The sequence below is a fragment of the Microcoleus sp. S1D4 genome, from assembly GCF_036700765.1.
Lineage (GTDB): Bacteria > Cyanobacteriota > Cyanobacteriia > Cyanobacteriales > Microcoleaceae > Microcoleus.
The window spans coordinates 1-13,959 of the sequence record NZ_JAUBPP010000048.1 but is presented as its reverse complement, the minus strand read 5'-3'; the positions used below and the strand labels follow the sequence as shown (position 1 = coordinate 13,959).

General features: G+C 44.1%; 14 protein-coding genes and 1 riboswitch. Of the genes, 11 read left to right on the top strand and 3 right to left on the bottom strand.

Annotation, left to right across the window (positions count from 1 at the left end; genetic code table 11):
- Window positions 1-283: 283 nt before the first annotated feature.
- Window positions 284-1,399 (bottom strand): HlyD family secretion protein, encoded by a 1,116-nt coding sequence (locus tag QT998_RS26930; RefSeq protein WP_333093519.1) that lies wholly within the window; start codon window positions 1,397-1,399, stop codon window positions 284-286.
- A 580-nt stretch (window positions 1,400-1,979) separates the two neighbouring features.
- On the opposite strand from QT998_RS26930, the gene QT998_RS26925 reads away from it, so the two are divergent.
- The 4 genes from QT998_RS26925 to QT998_RS26910 all read left to right on the top strand — a co-directional run bounded on the left by QT998_RS26925 (window position 1,980) and on the right by QT998_RS26910 (window position 5,247).
- On the top strand, window positions 1,980-2,204 hold the full coding sequence (locus QT998_RS26925) for a secretion protein HlyD (RefSeq protein ID WP_194065364.1): 225 nt from the start codon (window positions 1,980-1,982) through the stop codon (window positions 2,202-2,204).
- A gap of 170 nt (window positions 2,205-2,374) precedes the next feature.
- A complete protein-coding gene (locus QT998_RS26920) occupies window positions 2,375-2,566 on the top strand; it encodes a hypothetical protein (RefSeq protein WP_333093518.1) in 192 nt (63 codons plus the stop codon).
- Window positions 2,567-2,711: 145 nt separating this feature from the next.
- Entirely contained in the window at window positions 2,712-2,903 is a 192-nt protein-coding gene (locus QT998_RS26915; RefSeq protein ID WP_333093517.1) for a hypothetical protein, read from the top strand.
- A 133-nt stretch (window positions 2,904-3,036) separates the two neighbouring features.
- Window positions 3,037-5,247, top strand: coding sequence for a peptidase domain-containing ABC transporter (locus QT998_RS26910; protein ID WP_333118861.1), 2,211 nt, complete (start codon window positions 3,037-3,039; stop codon window positions 5,245-5,247).
- Between the two features lie 71 nt (window positions 5,248-5,318).
- On the opposite strand, the gene cimA is transcribed toward QT998_RS26910, so the two are convergent.
- Complete coding sequence (gene cimA, locus QT998_RS26905) at window positions 5,319-6,932, bottom strand: citramalate synthase (protein ID WP_333118860.1); 1,614 nt, start codon at window positions 6,930-6,932, stop codon at window positions 5,319-5,321.
- Between the two features lie 116 nt (window positions 6,933-7,048).
- Here cimA and QT998_RS26900 point away from each other — a divergent pair, with 116 nt between their 5' ends.
- Both QT998_RS26900 and thiO read left to right on the top strand, forming a co-directional pair.
- Window positions 7,049-7,387, top strand: coding sequence for a 2Fe-2S iron-sulfur cluster-binding protein (locus tag QT998_RS26900; RefSeq protein ID WP_194066975.1), 339 nt, complete (start codon window positions 7,049-7,051; stop codon window positions 7,385-7,387).
- Between the two features lie 214 nt (window positions 7,388-7,601).
- Window positions 7,602-8,690, top strand: coding sequence for a glycine oxidase ThiO (gene thiO, locus QT998_RS26895; protein WP_333118858.1), 1,089 nt, complete (start codon window positions 7,602-7,604; stop codon window positions 8,688-8,690).
- 260 nt (window positions 8,691-8,950) lie between these two features.
- Here the strand turns inward: thiO and QT998_RS26890 are convergent, their stop codons facing one another.
- Complete coding sequence (locus QT998_RS26890) at window positions 8,951-9,418, bottom strand: hypothetical protein (protein ID WP_333093512.1); 468 nt, start codon at window positions 9,416-9,418, stop codon at window positions 8,951-8,953.
- A 333-nt stretch (window positions 9,419-9,751) separates the two neighbouring features.
- A riboswitch (cobalamin riboswitch) is annotated at window positions 9,752-9,896 on the top strand.
- A gap of 304 nt (window positions 9,897-10,200) precedes the next feature.
- On the opposite strand from QT998_RS26890, the gene QT998_RS26885 reads away from it, so the two are divergent.
- The 5 genes from QT998_RS26885 (at window position 10,201) to QT998_RS26865 (ending at window position 13,466) form a co-directional block, all read left to right on the top strand.
- Window positions 10,201-10,383 carry a hypothetical protein gene (locus QT998_RS26885; protein ID WP_333118857.1) on the top strand — a complete coding sequence of 61 codons (183 nt, stop codon included), beginning with the start codon at window positions 10,201-10,203 and terminating at the stop codon, window positions 10,381-10,383.
- Window positions 10,373-10,828, top strand: a complete 456-nt coding sequence (locus tag QT998_RS26880; RefSeq protein ID WP_194066972.1) for a hypothetical protein — start codon at window positions 10,373-10,375, stop codon at window positions 10,826-10,828. Before QT998_RS26885 ends, QT998_RS26880 begins: the two co-directional genes overlap by 11 nt.
- Before the next feature lie 125 nt (window positions 10,829-10,953).
- On the top strand, window positions 10,954-12,063 hold the full coding sequence (locus QT998_RS26875) for a fatty acid desaturase (RefSeq protein WP_333118856.1): 1,110 nt from the start codon (window positions 10,954-10,956) through the stop codon (window positions 12,061-12,063).
- Window positions 12,064-12,336: 273 nt separating this feature from the next.
- Window positions 12,337-13,116: an SAM-dependent methyltransferase gene (locus QT998_RS26870; RefSeq protein WP_333093508.1), complete on the top strand. Its 780-nt coding sequence runs from the start codon at window positions 12,337-12,339 to the stop codon at window positions 13,114-13,116.
- A gap of 14 nt (window positions 13,117-13,130) precedes the next feature.
- Window positions 13,131-13,466 (top strand): cupin domain-containing protein, encoded by a 336-nt coding sequence (locus QT998_RS26865; RefSeq protein ID WP_333093507.1) that lies wholly within the window; start codon window positions 13,131-13,133, stop codon window positions 13,464-13,466.
- Window positions 13,467-13,959: the final 493 nt, after the last annotated feature.

The window sequence follows — 13,959 nt, the reverse complement described above, 5'->3', positions numbered from 1 at the left end:
ATTTTAAATCACCCTAACCTCTCGTCAGTCCTATCCTATGGTACTCTTGCTGCTTAAAAACTGTCCGAAGTATTGATGTATTCAATTACTGTAATTAAATCTCACTACATATTTATTACTACCCACAATCATTCTGCCTGTTGATGAGGGCGATGTAGGAGGGGTGTCACCCTCATACATTCGCCAACAGTCTCTTGAAACCGCGTCTACACAAACAAAACCCGCCTTCGCGGGTTGAAGAGTGTACGGTTTCAACCGCAGTCTCAAAATAACTAATGACTAATTACAAATCTGTCAGCAACCTGGCTTTACGTAAAATAAATGTGAGGACTGTTTGTTGGCCCGTAATAATATCGGCTCTGCCCTCCATTCCCGATTGAATTGAATACTGGCGGGGGACATTTACCTGGGAATTTCCGAAGAATTGACGGCTGGTGGATTGGAGTTTTGTTAAATAGGTTTGTTCTGGCTTAATCGAAACTTCGTAATAAGATCCACCTGAATTATTGGCGGGATTTTGAGGGGCGATCGCATCTGGGGCGATTTCGCTGACTGTTCCTTTCAATGTGCCGTAGTCGGGGAAGGGTAAAGCCGAAATCCTGATCTGTACGGGTTGACCGATTTGGATGCGGGCGATGTCTTGGGATGTGACTTTGGCTTTGACTACCAGGGGTACGTCGCTGGGGACGATTTGGGCGATCGCGCTGCCGGCTTGTACGGTTTGACCGGTATTTTGTACTTCCAATTTGAGAATTGTACCATCAGCGGGGGCGCGGATCACACTATTTTTGAGTTGTGACTCAACTTGATTTAGCTGTTTTTTAGCTTGAGTCAATTGTTGTTGGATGGTCGATCGCTTGACGAGCAAAACCCGCCGACTTCTACCCAGTTTCTCGGCAACATCCGGCAGCGATGCGGCGATTTTGACTAAAGCGGATTCGACTAATTCCTGTTCGGCGGAACTTCCGTTTTGGGTGCTTTTAAGTTGGGCGCTGGCCAAAATTTGATTTTCCAAGTCGCGCAGTTGCTGGTTGATTTGCTGTGCTGCTGCTTGAGACTGATTAATAATGTCTTGGAATTGCTTGTTTTGAGTTCCCAAACGCGAACCGTCTACAACTGCGATCGTATCTCCGGCTTTCACTGTCTGATTTTCGCTGACAGCAATGCTTTCGACGGTTCCTTCGGTGGCCGCTTCCACGACGCGCACTTCTCCGGCGGGACGGACGATCGCCTCTGCTTTGACTGTGGCGCTGTATTTGGTGACACTAGCCAGGGCGATCGCCCCGCCAAAGGTGGCCACCATCAAAATTCCCCCCAAACTTGTCCAACGGCTGACAGGGGGCAAAAACTGGTCGTTATTAAAGGTTTCAGCGGGTGTGGGTTCGGGAGTGAGAGACATGGTGGGTGCTGGGGTGAGAGGAATAATTTTGAGCTTTGAGCTTTGAGTTGGGGGGGAGGAGGATAGTTTTGAGTTTTGATACCAGTTCTAAAAAACAATGCAACTGTATACAAGCTCTAAACCCTTATAAAATCCGTTATTTTCAATGTTTTCATCTCTCATTTCAAATAGTAAAATGAAAAGGAAGAGAGCGATCGTTTATTTTTTTTGTCATATTGATTTTCCGTTTTCCGGATACCAAGGATAGGTTGAGAAGTCTAATACGGCTTACCAATTAAGCCCGAAGAAACTGGGTTTTCGATCGAGTCTGCGGGCTGCAACCAAAGATTTTCGTCAAAAAACCCGGTGTCTGACAAGGAGTGCGTCCATGACTATATAAATCAAAATTCACGGGGTTAAGGTCAAAATCCGCACAGCTTTGCTGTCCCCACCCGCAAATTTCCCCAAACATCAAGAATGGTGGACAAAGCGGGCAACATTCATGAAACTAGGATATTTCAGTAATGATTTTTGGCGCTGTTACCCGGTTTTTTGGGGAGATGTACGTAAGTAAGTACATAGGTATTAATAGGAGTTCCTCATGCCGGAAAATCAACAAAATTCATTCTTTACCGAGCTCACCGAACGAGAATCGGCTACTGTCAGCGGTGGCAGCCCTACCAGCGGTGTCAGCAGTAATAACAGCAACAGCGGGAGCGAAAACAGCAGCAATGACCTCAATATGCTGTTTTTCATGCCGCAGCCGAACCAGTTGTATCTGTACGATCCGAACCGATCGCGCCCTTACAAAACCCTAATAGTCTAGATAGGTGAGTCTGGTAGCGCGATCGAAAGAAATTTGGAAAATATCTCAGTAACATTCCGGAACTCGCACAGCACTTCAAGAACTATTAGTTAGTAATTACACGAGGCTATATAAAACTTATAAAACTTATAGTTCTCGTTCCATCTTGTCAAATTAAAAGGAGTCAAATCATGAAAGACACTAAGGAAAATTCACTGTTTGCTGAACTCACCCCAGAAGAATCAGCTAGCGTCAACGGCGGTTACTATTATGCCAATAATAACTACAACGACTATAACCGCGGACGCCGCCGCAGTTGGGTAGTGTACCGCCGGAATTGTGACGGTTCCTTCAGAAGAGTAGTCCGCTACGGCTACTCATAAAGTTTAGGGCTGTGAATTCAGCTCTCTAACTGTCGATCGAGAAAGCACCCATAATTTCATGGTGCTTTATTTAAGCGAGGCTGTAGAAATTTTAAATAATTTCTAGTTTCTGTTAAAAACTTTTAACCTTGAAAGGAGTCAAATCATGAAAGACACTAAGGAAAATTCACTGTTTGCTGAACTCACCCCAGAAGAATCAGCTAGCGTCAACGGCGGTTACTATTATGCCAATAATAACTACAACGACTGTAACCGCGGACGCCGCCGCAGTTGGGTAGTGTACCGCCGGAATTGCGACGGTTCCTTCAGAAGAGTAGTCCGCTACGGCTACTCATAAAGTTTAGGGCTGTGAATTCAGCTCTCTAACTCTTGATTGAAAAGCACCCATAACTTTATGGGTGCTTTTTGCTGATTGGGTAGTGGGTGAGGAGTAGTGTTCATTATGCTCTACTCATTATTCAATTCGCCAAATGTTAAAGAATATTCCTTTGATCGGCAAAATGCCATTATTCGGACAAGTAAACAGGTTTAAGAAATATCAGGTTGTTCTCCAGCAAAGCGAAGAAGATTGCGGGGCGGCTTGTTTGGCTTCTATCGCCAAATATTACGGACAGAATTTTACAATTAGCCGCTTGCGAGAATTTGCCGGTACCGGTCAAAAGGGGACGACTTTACTGGGCTTGAAACAGGGGGCTGAGGCGATCGGCTTTAATGCTCGATCGGTGCGAGCAGCAGCAGCTATTTTAGACAAAATTGATGAAGCACCTTTGCCGGCCATTATTCACTGGAGCGGGTATCATTGGGTTGTTTTGTACGGAAAACAGGGCAATAAATATGCGATCGCAGATCCCGCCATTGGTCTGCGCTATGTTTCTAAAGAAGAATTAGCAGCGGGTTGGACAGATTGGCTGTGCTTGCTAGTAGACCCAGATCCAGAGCGGTTTTTTGCAGAAGCAGACGGTCAACCGCCCGCCAATTCCTTACAAAAATGGATGCGCCGGGTTGGGATTTACCGCCACATTTTAATCGAAGCATTGTTGATGAATGTAGTGTTGGGTTTGCTGTCGATTTCGTCGCCTTTTTTAGTTCAACTGCTCACCGACGACATCCTGGTGCGGGGCGACACGCAACTTTTGGCAAGTGTGGCGATCGCAGTTATAATTATGAATTTTTTTAGCAGCAGTTTAGGATTAGTTGAGTCAAACTTAATTGCTCAATTTTCCCAGCGTTTAGAGTTAGGATTGGTGATGGAGTTTGGGCGCAAATTTCTGCGCTTGCCTTTGAGCTTTTACGAAACCAGACGCAGCGGCGAAATCGTCAGTAGATTACAAGATATCCAAGAAATAAATAAATTAGTTTCTCAAGTAGCTATCAGCTTGCCCAGTCAATTTTTTATAGCGGTAGTTTCTTTTATTTTTATGTTGTTTTACAGCCCGCAACTAACGTTGGCTGCAACAGCGATCGCTCTATTAATGACTGCATCTACAGTAGTCTTTCTGCCAGTATTGCAGCAAAAGACGAGGAATTTATTTGTGCTGGAAGCAGAAACTCAAGGCGTTTTAGTCGAAACGTTTAAAGGCGCGCTGACTGTAAAAACTACTAGCAGTGCCCAGCAACTTTGGGAGGAATTTCAAAGCCGCTTTGGTCGCTTAGCAAATCTCACTTTTCGCACTACACAAATTGGCATCCTCAATAATATTTTTTCTGGTTTTATTGCTTCTGCGGGCGGCATTACTTTGCTGTGGTTGGGCAGCGGTTTGGTGATTGACAAGGTATTGAGTATCGGTCAGTTGCTGGCGTTTATCAGCATGAATCAAAACGTTACTACTTGGGTAAATTCTTTGGTCGGATTTAGTGATGAAATGACTCGCGTTAAGACAGCAACTCAACGGCTTTCAGAAGTGATTGATGCTGCACCGGAAACTAAGAATGATAGTAATAAACCTGCGGTCACGATTCAAGGTCGCGATGAGATTGTTTGCAAGAATGTGAATTTTCACTATCCCGGTAGACTTGACTTGCTGGAAAATTTTTCTGTGACGTTTCCTGGGGGTCAAGCAATTGCTTTAATCGGCTATTCCGGCTGCGGAAAAAGTACGCTTGCTAAGGTAATTGCTGGTTTGTATCCGCTGCAATCTGGTAATGTGAGAATTGGCGGCTACAATTTGCAAGATTTGTCTCTAGACAGTCTCAGACAGCAGGTGGTTTTAGTTCCTCAAGAAGCGCATTTTTGGAGCCGTTCGATTATAGATAATTTTCGTTTGGGGAGTCCAGATGCTAGCTTTGAACAGATTGTGAAAGTGTGTAAACTTGCGGGGGCTGATGAGTTTATCAGCCAATTACCTGATAAGTATCAAACTGTTTTAGGGGAGTTTGGAGCGAATATTTCTGGGGGACAAAGACAGAGATTGGCGATCGCCCGCGCCCTTCTCAACAACCCGCCCGTATTGATTTTAGACGAATCTACCGCAGGGCTAGATCCCGCCAGCGAGGCGGAAGTTTTGGAAAATTTGCTGATGTACCGGCACGGGAAAACCACGATTTTTATCAGTCACAGGCCGCGAGTGATCGATCGCGCCGATTGGATTATCATGTTAGAACGCGGCAGGTTGAAAGTGCAAGGATCGGCGGCTAGATTGCGATCTGTTCCCGGAGATCATTTAGAGTTTTTGCATCCTTAAACAAAATTGTAGTAGATAAAACGGCGGTTAGAAACCGCCCGGTATTTTATCTCACCGCCCAATCTTCTTAGTTAATGAACCCGACAAACTAGGGGAATCGCCTCTTGATTGTCCAGCACTAAACCGTACTCCAAACCTTCAACAACCGCCTGACAAGAAGCATCCAAAATATTCGTAGAAACCCCTACAGTTGTCCACCGCTGCTGGCGGTTGCTCGATTCCAATAAAACGCGCGTTTTAGCAGAAGTACCCGCACCAGAGTCGAGAATTCGCACTTTGTAATCTGTCAGATAAAAATGTGCAATCGCCGGATAAAAATTCACCAAAGCTTTCCGCAAAGCCGAATCCAAAGCGGAAACCGGGCCGTTTCCTTCCGCACATTCCAGAATATTTGTACCGTTGACTGACAATTTGACAGTTGCTAAAGCCGTACAATCTTCGCCAACCTTATCGCAGTGTACTTGAAATCCCTTAATTTCAAACCACCGCTGGCGCTGTGACAAAGCCTCCCGCATTAACAATTCAAAACTTGCCTCAGCACCTTCAAATTGATATCCTTGACTTTCCAAAGCTTTTAATTTTTCCAGAATTTGGCGACAAGCAGGATTTTTGCGATCGAGTTCAATTCCAAAAGTGCGGGCCTTCGCCAAAACATTGCTCAAACCAGCTTGATCAGAAATCACAATTCGCCGTATATTACCAATCTTTTCTGGTTCCAAGTGTTCGTAAGTTAACGGATTTTTTTCAACAGCCGATACGTGAATGCCGCCCTTGTGAGCAAAAGCCGAAAGACCGACAAAAGGAGCACGGTCATCGGGAGCAAGGTTGACAATTTCGCTGATCGATCGGCTGGCTTGAGTTAATTTAACTAATTGCTCGTCTTGAATGCAATTATAACCCAATTTAAGCTGAAAATTAGGAATCAAAGAACACAAATCGGCATTGCCGCAGCGTTCGCCGTAACCGTTAATAGTTCCCTGCACCATCTTCACGCCTTCCTGCACAGCAGCTAAAGCATTAGCAACCGCAACTCCAGAGTCGTTGTGAGTGTGAATTCCTAGGTGTAAAAATGTTGTACTTTTTGTTGCTAAAAATGCTAAGACATCGCGAACTACTTGAGTTACTTCGTGGGGTAAAGTGCCGCCGTTAGTATCGCAAAGCACCAGCCATTCTGCACCGGCATCCGCCGCCGCTGCTAAAGTTTGAAGAGCATAATCGGGATTGTGTTTGTAGCCGTCAAACCAGTGTTCGGCATCGTAAATAACGCGCCTTCCCTGACTCCGCAAATATTCAACGGTATCTCGAATCATCGCCAAATTTTCATCTAGGGTCGTTTTCAAACCTTCAATAACGTGCAAATCCCACGATTTACCAAACAGCGTTACCCACCGAGTACCGGCTGACAAAATAGGCTGCAACATTTCATCATTAGCTGCGGTTCTTCCCGGCCGCCTAGTGGAACAAAAAGCTACAACTTCTGCTTGAGTTAGTGGCTCTTCTTTGAGCCGCCAAAAAAACTGTACGTCTTTAGGATTAGCTCCCGGCCAGCCGCCTTCGATAAAGGGAATTCCTAAACTGTCTAACTGACGGGCAATTCGCAGTTTGTCTTCGAGAGATAGAGACAGTCCCTCGCACTGAGCGCCGTCTCGCAGTGTGGTATCGTAGATCCAGAGCCGATTTGTCATGGGGAGTTTGGAGAGAGAAATTGGTAATATATGACTTATTATATTAGATGAATTTATTTGAAATAAATGCGATAATATATAGGAAAATTAACATAAATCTAATTGGGGTAATTGCTGTGGTTAAGGTACAAGCGCAAGGAAAAACATTTGAGTGCGATCGCGAATCGAATCTCCGTGAAGTTTTGCTCAAAAACGGCATCGATCTCTACAATGGTAACGCCAAAGTCATCAACTGCCACGGGCTAGGCACTTGCGGCACCTGCGCCGTCAGCATCGAGGGTGAAGTTTCCGAGCCCGAGTGGCGCGAAAAAGCCCGACTTTCGCTTCCTCCCCATTCTCCCGCATCGAACCGCCGTTTGTCCTGCCAAACTAAGGTTTTAGGCGATATTAAGGTGACAAAATATGATGGTTTTTGGGGTCAGGGCTCGGAAACTGTCTGGAAACCGCAAGCATAGATTTTTTGTGAAAAAAGGCCGATCGCCCGATCGGCTTGCAAGATAATATGTAAGACTTGCCCAAAAATTCTCAAGACATTTGCATTAGCAAAGTCATAAACAATCTTAAAAAGCATCTGCGTTTATCTGTGTTTATCTACTTTTGATCTGCGGTCAATAAAAAATACCCTAAGACCCAGAGGTAAAACCAGCCAGAAAGTCCACATAAAAGTCAATGAATTCATCTCAAGATATTCTGATTATTGGCGGCGGAATCATCGGTCTTTCCCTAGCAGTTGAACTGAAGTTGCGAGGGGCATCTGTCGCCGTTCTCACCACCAATTCTAAACAACCGACGGCGCGGGCTGCAGCCGGAATGCTCGCCCCCCAAGCCGAACGGATTCCCCCCAGTCCGATGCTAGATTTGTGCTTGCAAAGTCGCGCCCTGTATGCAGCCTGGGTGGAACGGCTAGAAGAGATGACTGGATTGAAAACGGGATATTGGCGATCGGGAATTCTCGCGCCTGTGTGTAAAAATGAGTTTCAAGAACAGCCATTTTTGTCAAACCTCAACTCTCAATGGTTGGACAGAGATGCTGTTCGCCAGCAGCAGTTAGGATTGGGTGAAGAAGTAATTGGTGGTTGGTGGTATCCTGACGATGCTCAAGTAGACAACCGCGCTTTATTTCGGACACTTCAGACTGCAACCAAAGAATTGCAAATTAATATTATTCAAGGCAGTGCAGGGCAAATTATTAGGCAGCAAGATCGAATTTTTGGTATTGAAACAACGGTAGGAAAATTGCAAGCTGATCGTTATGTTTTGGCGACTGGAGCTTGGTCTGAGCAGTTGTTAAATGTTCCTATTTTTCCCAGAAAGGGGCAAATGCTGTCAGTATGCGTCCCAGAAAATTGTGGAATCATTCAGCCGCTGCAAACAGTTTTATTTGGCACCGGTATTTATATTGTGCCGCGTCAAGATGGGAGAATTATTATTGGTGCAACTAGCGAAAATGTGGATTTTACTTCGGGAAATACTGCGGCGGGAATCCAAAGCTTGCTAGCAGGAGCTATGCAGTTATATCCCGAATTACAAAATTATCCAATTCTGGAGTTATGGTGGGGATTTCGGCCTGCTACGACTGATGAGTTGCCGATTTTAGGTGCGAGTGCTTGGGAGAATTTGACACTGGCGACGGGGCATTATCGCAACGGTATTTTGTTGGCTCCGGTGACGGCTAAATTGTTAGCTGATTTGATGTTGGAACAAAAGTTAGATCCGTTATTGTCTGCTTTTAATTATTCTAGATTTGCATTTTCCTGATTTATAAAGTCGGTTCGCAGGAACCGAATGCTGCAAACTTAATTTCTGTCAGCCGTTGTAAGTGTGTAATATCAAATTCGGTTGTATCAGAATGATAACTAATAGGTGGTAAGATCGAATGAACCGCGAAGACGCTAAAAACGCGAAGTCAGAGAAATCAGAAGATGTACGTCTTTCTTACGCGCTATCAGAGTCTTCGCGGTTTAATCGTTCCGATGCTACCAAATTTGATATAAAACCATTTTTTAGTAAGTCCTGAATTAGTTCAATTCCGTTTTTTTGGGTAGGTTCAATTCCCTGCATTTAAGCGCAGCCAAATCGTAAGCATTTTGGTAATCTTTACCGCCTAACATGACATCGCCGTAATATTCATAGGGTTGATTTCCGTAAACCGGTAGCGGGTCATCTTCTGGATAATCTTCTTTTGATTCATCTAAAATTGCTTTGAGCTTCTTAACGCTCCATCGCTGGGCTGGGAAGTAATGAATGTCTTGAGCGCTGAAGCCGAGATGCGGAAAAGTTGGGTCAACAATTCGATCGTTGAGTTCAATCCAGCTATACTCGATGGGTTTGTAAGGTGATCCGGGTGCAGCTAAAAATCCTTGGACGTAGACCGCGCCTTCGGTGGTTAATGCTGCTTTGGAAGCGTTATCAAAGCAGTTTTTGCGGTTGCTTTTGATGCGAGTGGCGATTTCTATAGAAAGCGTCTCATCTAATAGTTCGGTCATAATCCCTTGTAGTTACGTGCGACTAAATTGTAGCAAGTCAGAGCTCCGAACACAAAGAACGATCGCGAGCATCTCGGTTTTGCAAAAAGCATTTTTTTATTGAGCGTGCGAGCTTAAGAGCTAGCGTATTGTACAACTCGCGAGCTCTTAAGCTCGCACAAATTCAAAACTGAGATCGCCCGCATCACCCTCCCAACGGATAAAAAGATGGGACTCGCTGAATGTTTGAGAGTGCGATCGAGTTACAGCTTGGCGCCTAAACAGTAGCGATTTGTGGCGCTGGTGGCACGTTTCACAGTTTTTTATGCAAACAAGTCATAATTGTGATAACCTGATGGATGTGCAAAAATCGGTTCCAACGAAAAGCAACCGTTGGAAGAAACGGGGAAAGTCCGGCGTAAATCCGGCGCTGTCCCGCAACTGTGATGAGATTATAGAGTCTCTTAGTCAGAAGGCCCGCCGATCGCAAACCTGTTCTTTTTCGTCTACGAGGCATAGATGATGGTTTATTCGACTTTCTCAAAATTGATCTATGATGGCGATCGATCTATTGACTTAGAACGATATTGATATAATTTCACCGCTCCCTAATAGATTTTAGTCGGTAATAGTTTCTGCGTAACTGTGAATAAAAGGCGATCGTCCACCAATCGCTAACTATTTCCCTGTAGTCTGTCGCTATTCTACAGTAAAATCATCATACTTTGTAAGGGTTTTTACTCAACCTCAGTATATTTTTGCTGTCAATTTTCACAAATTTAATCATTGAAGTAAGTTGAGTTATGACGATTATAGCTGAGACATTGAGATATCCTCGGATTGGTAAAAACCTAGAAATTAAGAAGGCCCTGGCAGCATTTGCGAGTGGGAAATCAGAGACAGATGCTTTATTTCAGACTGTTCCCTCGCTGAAAAATATGGTGAAATATGCTAAAGTGCTGGGGGATCAAGCCAATGCAAGTTGAAGATAACAAGCGGCAAGGTAGCTTTGGCTATTGGCAGAATCAGTTCATACACCAAAATATGCTGACAATTGGATACACAGCTTGGAATGGATTTTTAACCGTTGGTCGAGGTATGGCGGTTTGTGATGTAAGTCTGCCCGTCAATACACCTGTGAATTGGCAGGTTGATACAATTCCGCATTACTTGCAATTCATCACTGAATTATCAGTAACAGATTATCTACGACGACTCGAATTAGAGCCATCCGCTATCTCAAATTTACTTCAAATCATTGCCACCTACAATCCCACCCAAGAAATTATTATACTGCTAACAGGTGACGGTCAAATAGAAATCGATTTGCTGCAACGGTTGGCGATTCCTCCGGTTGATTGTTATGACCAAGTACGTCAGTGTTGGGGTGAATTTCAACTGTACGATACAAGCCAAATGAGAAGACAATGAACTCAATATTATCAGCAGGTTTATTAAGCATGGGTTAAAATAAAACTGCCATTAACTTTTTACAAGGGCAAAATACCCCATTCTAATTCTCTGTTCAGCACTTATCCACACTAGAAACATACTGAATGAAAAGCGCGATCAAAAAGTCGGATTTTGTGCTATCTCCTTATATGAAGAGCAACAACTTCAAAGCTACTTGGCAAATCTTAAATACAGTAATTCCCTATACATTTTTAGGGTTTTTAGCATTTAAAGCTGCTGCAATTTCTGTATGGCTTCTGCCACCGATAATCGTGTTAATGACACTTTTTTCGGGCCGTTGTTTCTCTTTGATGCACGACTGCGGACATTATTCTCTGTTTAGTTCCAAAAATGTCAATCGCACCGTGGGTTTTTTGCTAGGTATCATCAATGCGATTCCTCAGTACCCCTGGTCGAGGGGACACGCTTATCACCACAAACACAATGGTAATTGGGATATGTACCGAGGCCCTTCGGCGTTGATATCCACCGAACAATTTGCGGCGCTAAGTCCATTTGGTCAAAAGATGTATCAGTTACTCAGACATCCATTGATGCTGTTTCCTGGTGGTTTTTTCTATCTAATTATTAAGCCCAGATTAGCGCTGATCTTGGGAATCAGTGGTTTTATAGGACATATGTTTGCTTGTCTCAATAAAGATTTTGGGATGGGTTTATCTGCAATCATTGCTTCTTATAAATCCAAACATTGGTATACTACGGCTGAATTTTGGGATTTACTATTCAACAATATTTGTGTTGTTGGTAGCTGGATTTATCTCAGCAACTTACTTGGGGTTGGCTTTTTCTGGAGTGTTTACTCAATTGTCATGACCTGTTCGGCAGCGATATTTATCTGTATTTTCTTTGTCCAGCATAATTTTGAGGGTTCCTATGCTCATAAAACAGAGGGTTGGGACTACCTTATGGGTGCAATTGAAGGCAGTAGTTACCTAAAATTACCAACTATTCTCAACTGGTTTTCGGCTGATATTGCTTACCACAATATTCATCATCTGTCTGAGCGTATCCCCAATTACAATCTTCAGGCGTGTCACAATGCTAATATTCACCTGCTTGGTAATTCCAGAATTCTGACAATTCGGGAGATACCTGATTGTTTCAAGTTCATTCTTTGGGATGCTGATTCCGATAGTCTGCAATCGATCGCATTATTTAAACAAGAAAATCTCTTCAGCCCTGTAGCTAATTAAAATCGGATAGCATTGAATTTGGGTGCTGGTTTATTGCCCAAATCCTAGGATTAGCGGTGCAGCTAGTGAGATCAATTGCAACTGGGACTTTCCTAATTAATTAGGTGAGTTCCCGCTATTGTAGGGTGCGTCAGCCTCTCGAAATTTTTGGGATAATTTTCAAAAATACAGGAGATTGACGCACCTTACAATAATTTGAATATGAGTTAGCTCATAGACAGATTTGGGAGAATCTGGCAAGCTGAGGGTAAGCTTAAATAGGAGTTCAAGTCAATGACCGATACTACTCTCAATTTTAAGACTGCGCCGGGCCATGTAGTGCTGGCTGCGGCTGGTAAGACAATGCTGAGGCCGGGGGGAAAAGCTGCTACAGAAATGTTATTAGAATTGGCGGATTTTAAGCCTGGGGATACTGTTTTGGAGTTGGCGGCGAGTTTTGGATATAGCTCGATCGCCCTTGCAGAACGTTTTGGTGTAAAAGTAGTGGGAGTTGAAAAAAATCCCGACAGTGTGGCGCGGGCCCGTGCTAACGTTGCAGCAGCGGGTTTGAGCGATCGAGTGGAAATTATCGAAGGAGATATTTTGCACTTGGATCGGATTACCCAAGAGTTTGATTGGGTGTTGGCTGAAGCTATCCTGACGATGCAGTCGCCGTCGGGGAAAGCAAAGATTTTATCAGGAATTGGCGATCGGCTAAAACCAGGTGGCAAGTTTTTGTCTCACGAACTTTTAGCCAGAAACCGAGAATCAGAAATTCACAAAGCTTTATCAGAAGTGATTAGGGTTAATTCAACACCTTTGTCTGAGTCGGGCTGGATTGCTGTTTGTCAAAACGCGGGTTTGCAATTAGAAAAGTGTCAAACCGGGGGGATGGGACTTCTCAACTTGCGGCGAATGCTTGATGACGAAGGGTTTGTGGGTACTGCGCGGATTTTGTGGAATGTTTTAAGCCGATCGCAAATTCGCGATCGCATCTTAGCAATGCGTCGAGTTTTCCAGCACTACCAAGAGGATTTAGGCTATATCATCATCTGTGCTCAAAAACAATTTTAACGGAGTAAAAAGTTATGACTGCTACCATTTTACCGCTACAATCTTCATCAATCCAACTCAGAGAGACAATCGAATATCCCGCCACCGGAGTGCTGACTAAAATTTTAGTCAAAGACAATAATTGTCAGCATACTTTACTTTGTTTGGCAGCAGGTTCGGACATTTCAGAACACCATTCAGCGCGAAATGCCACAATAAATGTAGTGGCAGGAAAAGGAGTTTTGACCCTCGAAGGTAAGGATATAGTTTTGGAACCGGGAGTATTTGTATTCATGCCTGCACGAGCGCCCCACGCTTTGAAAGCTGAAGAAAATCTAGCGTTTGTTTTGACATTTTCGGAGGGCAAATAAGACCGGGCGAATGGAATTCGTGAGAATAAGACCGGGCGAATGGAATTCGCGGCTACACAAACAAAACCCTAAAATAGCGGAGTGAGAATAAGACCAGGCGAATGGAATTCGCGGCTACACAAACAAAACCCGCCTCCGCGGGTTGAAGAATTATCTCAGTGAAAATAAGACCAGGCGAATGGAATTCGCGGCTACACAAACAAAACCCGCCTCCGCGGGTTGAAGAATGAGTGGTTAAAATAAAATTATCTAATCTTCAGTCTGCGGAGGCAGACTTCGTTTGTGTAGATGCGGTTGAAAGAGACTGTTGGTGAATGTCTGAGGGGTTTAACCCCTCAGATATCGCCGTCCTGAATAGGCAGAATGATTGTGTAATCATCCACCATATTAAATAATTTATTATGACTCTTCACCCACGCGACTGGTCATCGATTCCAGAAATCACCGCCTCCGTAGCACGAACCTCCTTTCCCAAAGGAAACCCATATATGAA

Coding starts and splice junctions, on each gene's coding strand:
- QT998_RS26930 (WP_333093519.1), bottom strand. CDS start 1,399: ATGTCTCTCACTCCCGAACCCACACCCGCTGAAACCTTTAATAACGAC.
- QT998_RS26925 (WP_194065364.1), top strand. CDS start 1,980: ATGCCGGAAAATCAACAAAATTCATTCTTTACCGAGCTCACCGAACGA.
- QT998_RS26920 (WP_333093518.1), top strand. CDS start 2,375: ATGAAAGACACTAAGGAAAATTCACTGTTTGCTGAACTCACCCCAGAA.
- QT998_RS26915 (WP_333093517.1), top strand. CDS start 2,712: ATGAAAGACACTAAGGAAAATTCACTGTTTGCTGAACTCACCCCAGAA.
- QT998_RS26910 (WP_333118861.1), top strand. CDS start 3,037: ATGTTAAAGAATATTCCTTTGATCGGCAAAATGCCATTATTCGGACAA.
- cimA (WP_333118860.1), bottom strand. CDS start 6,932: ATGACAAATCGGCTCTGGATCTACGATACCACACTGCGAGACGGCGCT.
- thiO (WP_333118858.1), top strand. CDS start 7,602: ATGAATTCATCTCAAGATATTCTGATTATTGGCGGCGGAATCATCGGT.
- QT998_RS26890 (WP_333093512.1), bottom strand. CDS start 9,418: ATGACCGAACTATTAGATGAGACGCTTTCTATAGAAATCGCCACTCGC.
- QT998_RS26885 (WP_333118857.1), top strand. CDS start 10,201: ATGACGATTATAGCTGAGACATTGAGATATCCTCGGATTGGTAAAAAC.
- QT998_RS26880 (WP_194066972.1), top strand. CDS start 10,373: ATGCAAGTTGAAGATAACAAGCGGCAAGGTAGCTTTGGCTATTGGCAG.
- QT998_RS26875 (WP_333118856.1), top strand. CDS start 10,954: ATGAAAAGCGCGATCAAAAAGTCGGATTTTGTGCTATCTCCTTATATG.
- QT998_RS26870 (WP_333093508.1), top strand. CDS start 12,337: ATGACCGATACTACTCTCAATTTTAAGACTGCGCCGGGCCATGTAGTG.
- QT998_RS26865 (WP_333093507.1), top strand. CDS start 13,131: ATGACTGCTACCATTTTACCGCTACAATCTTCATCAATCCAACTCAGA.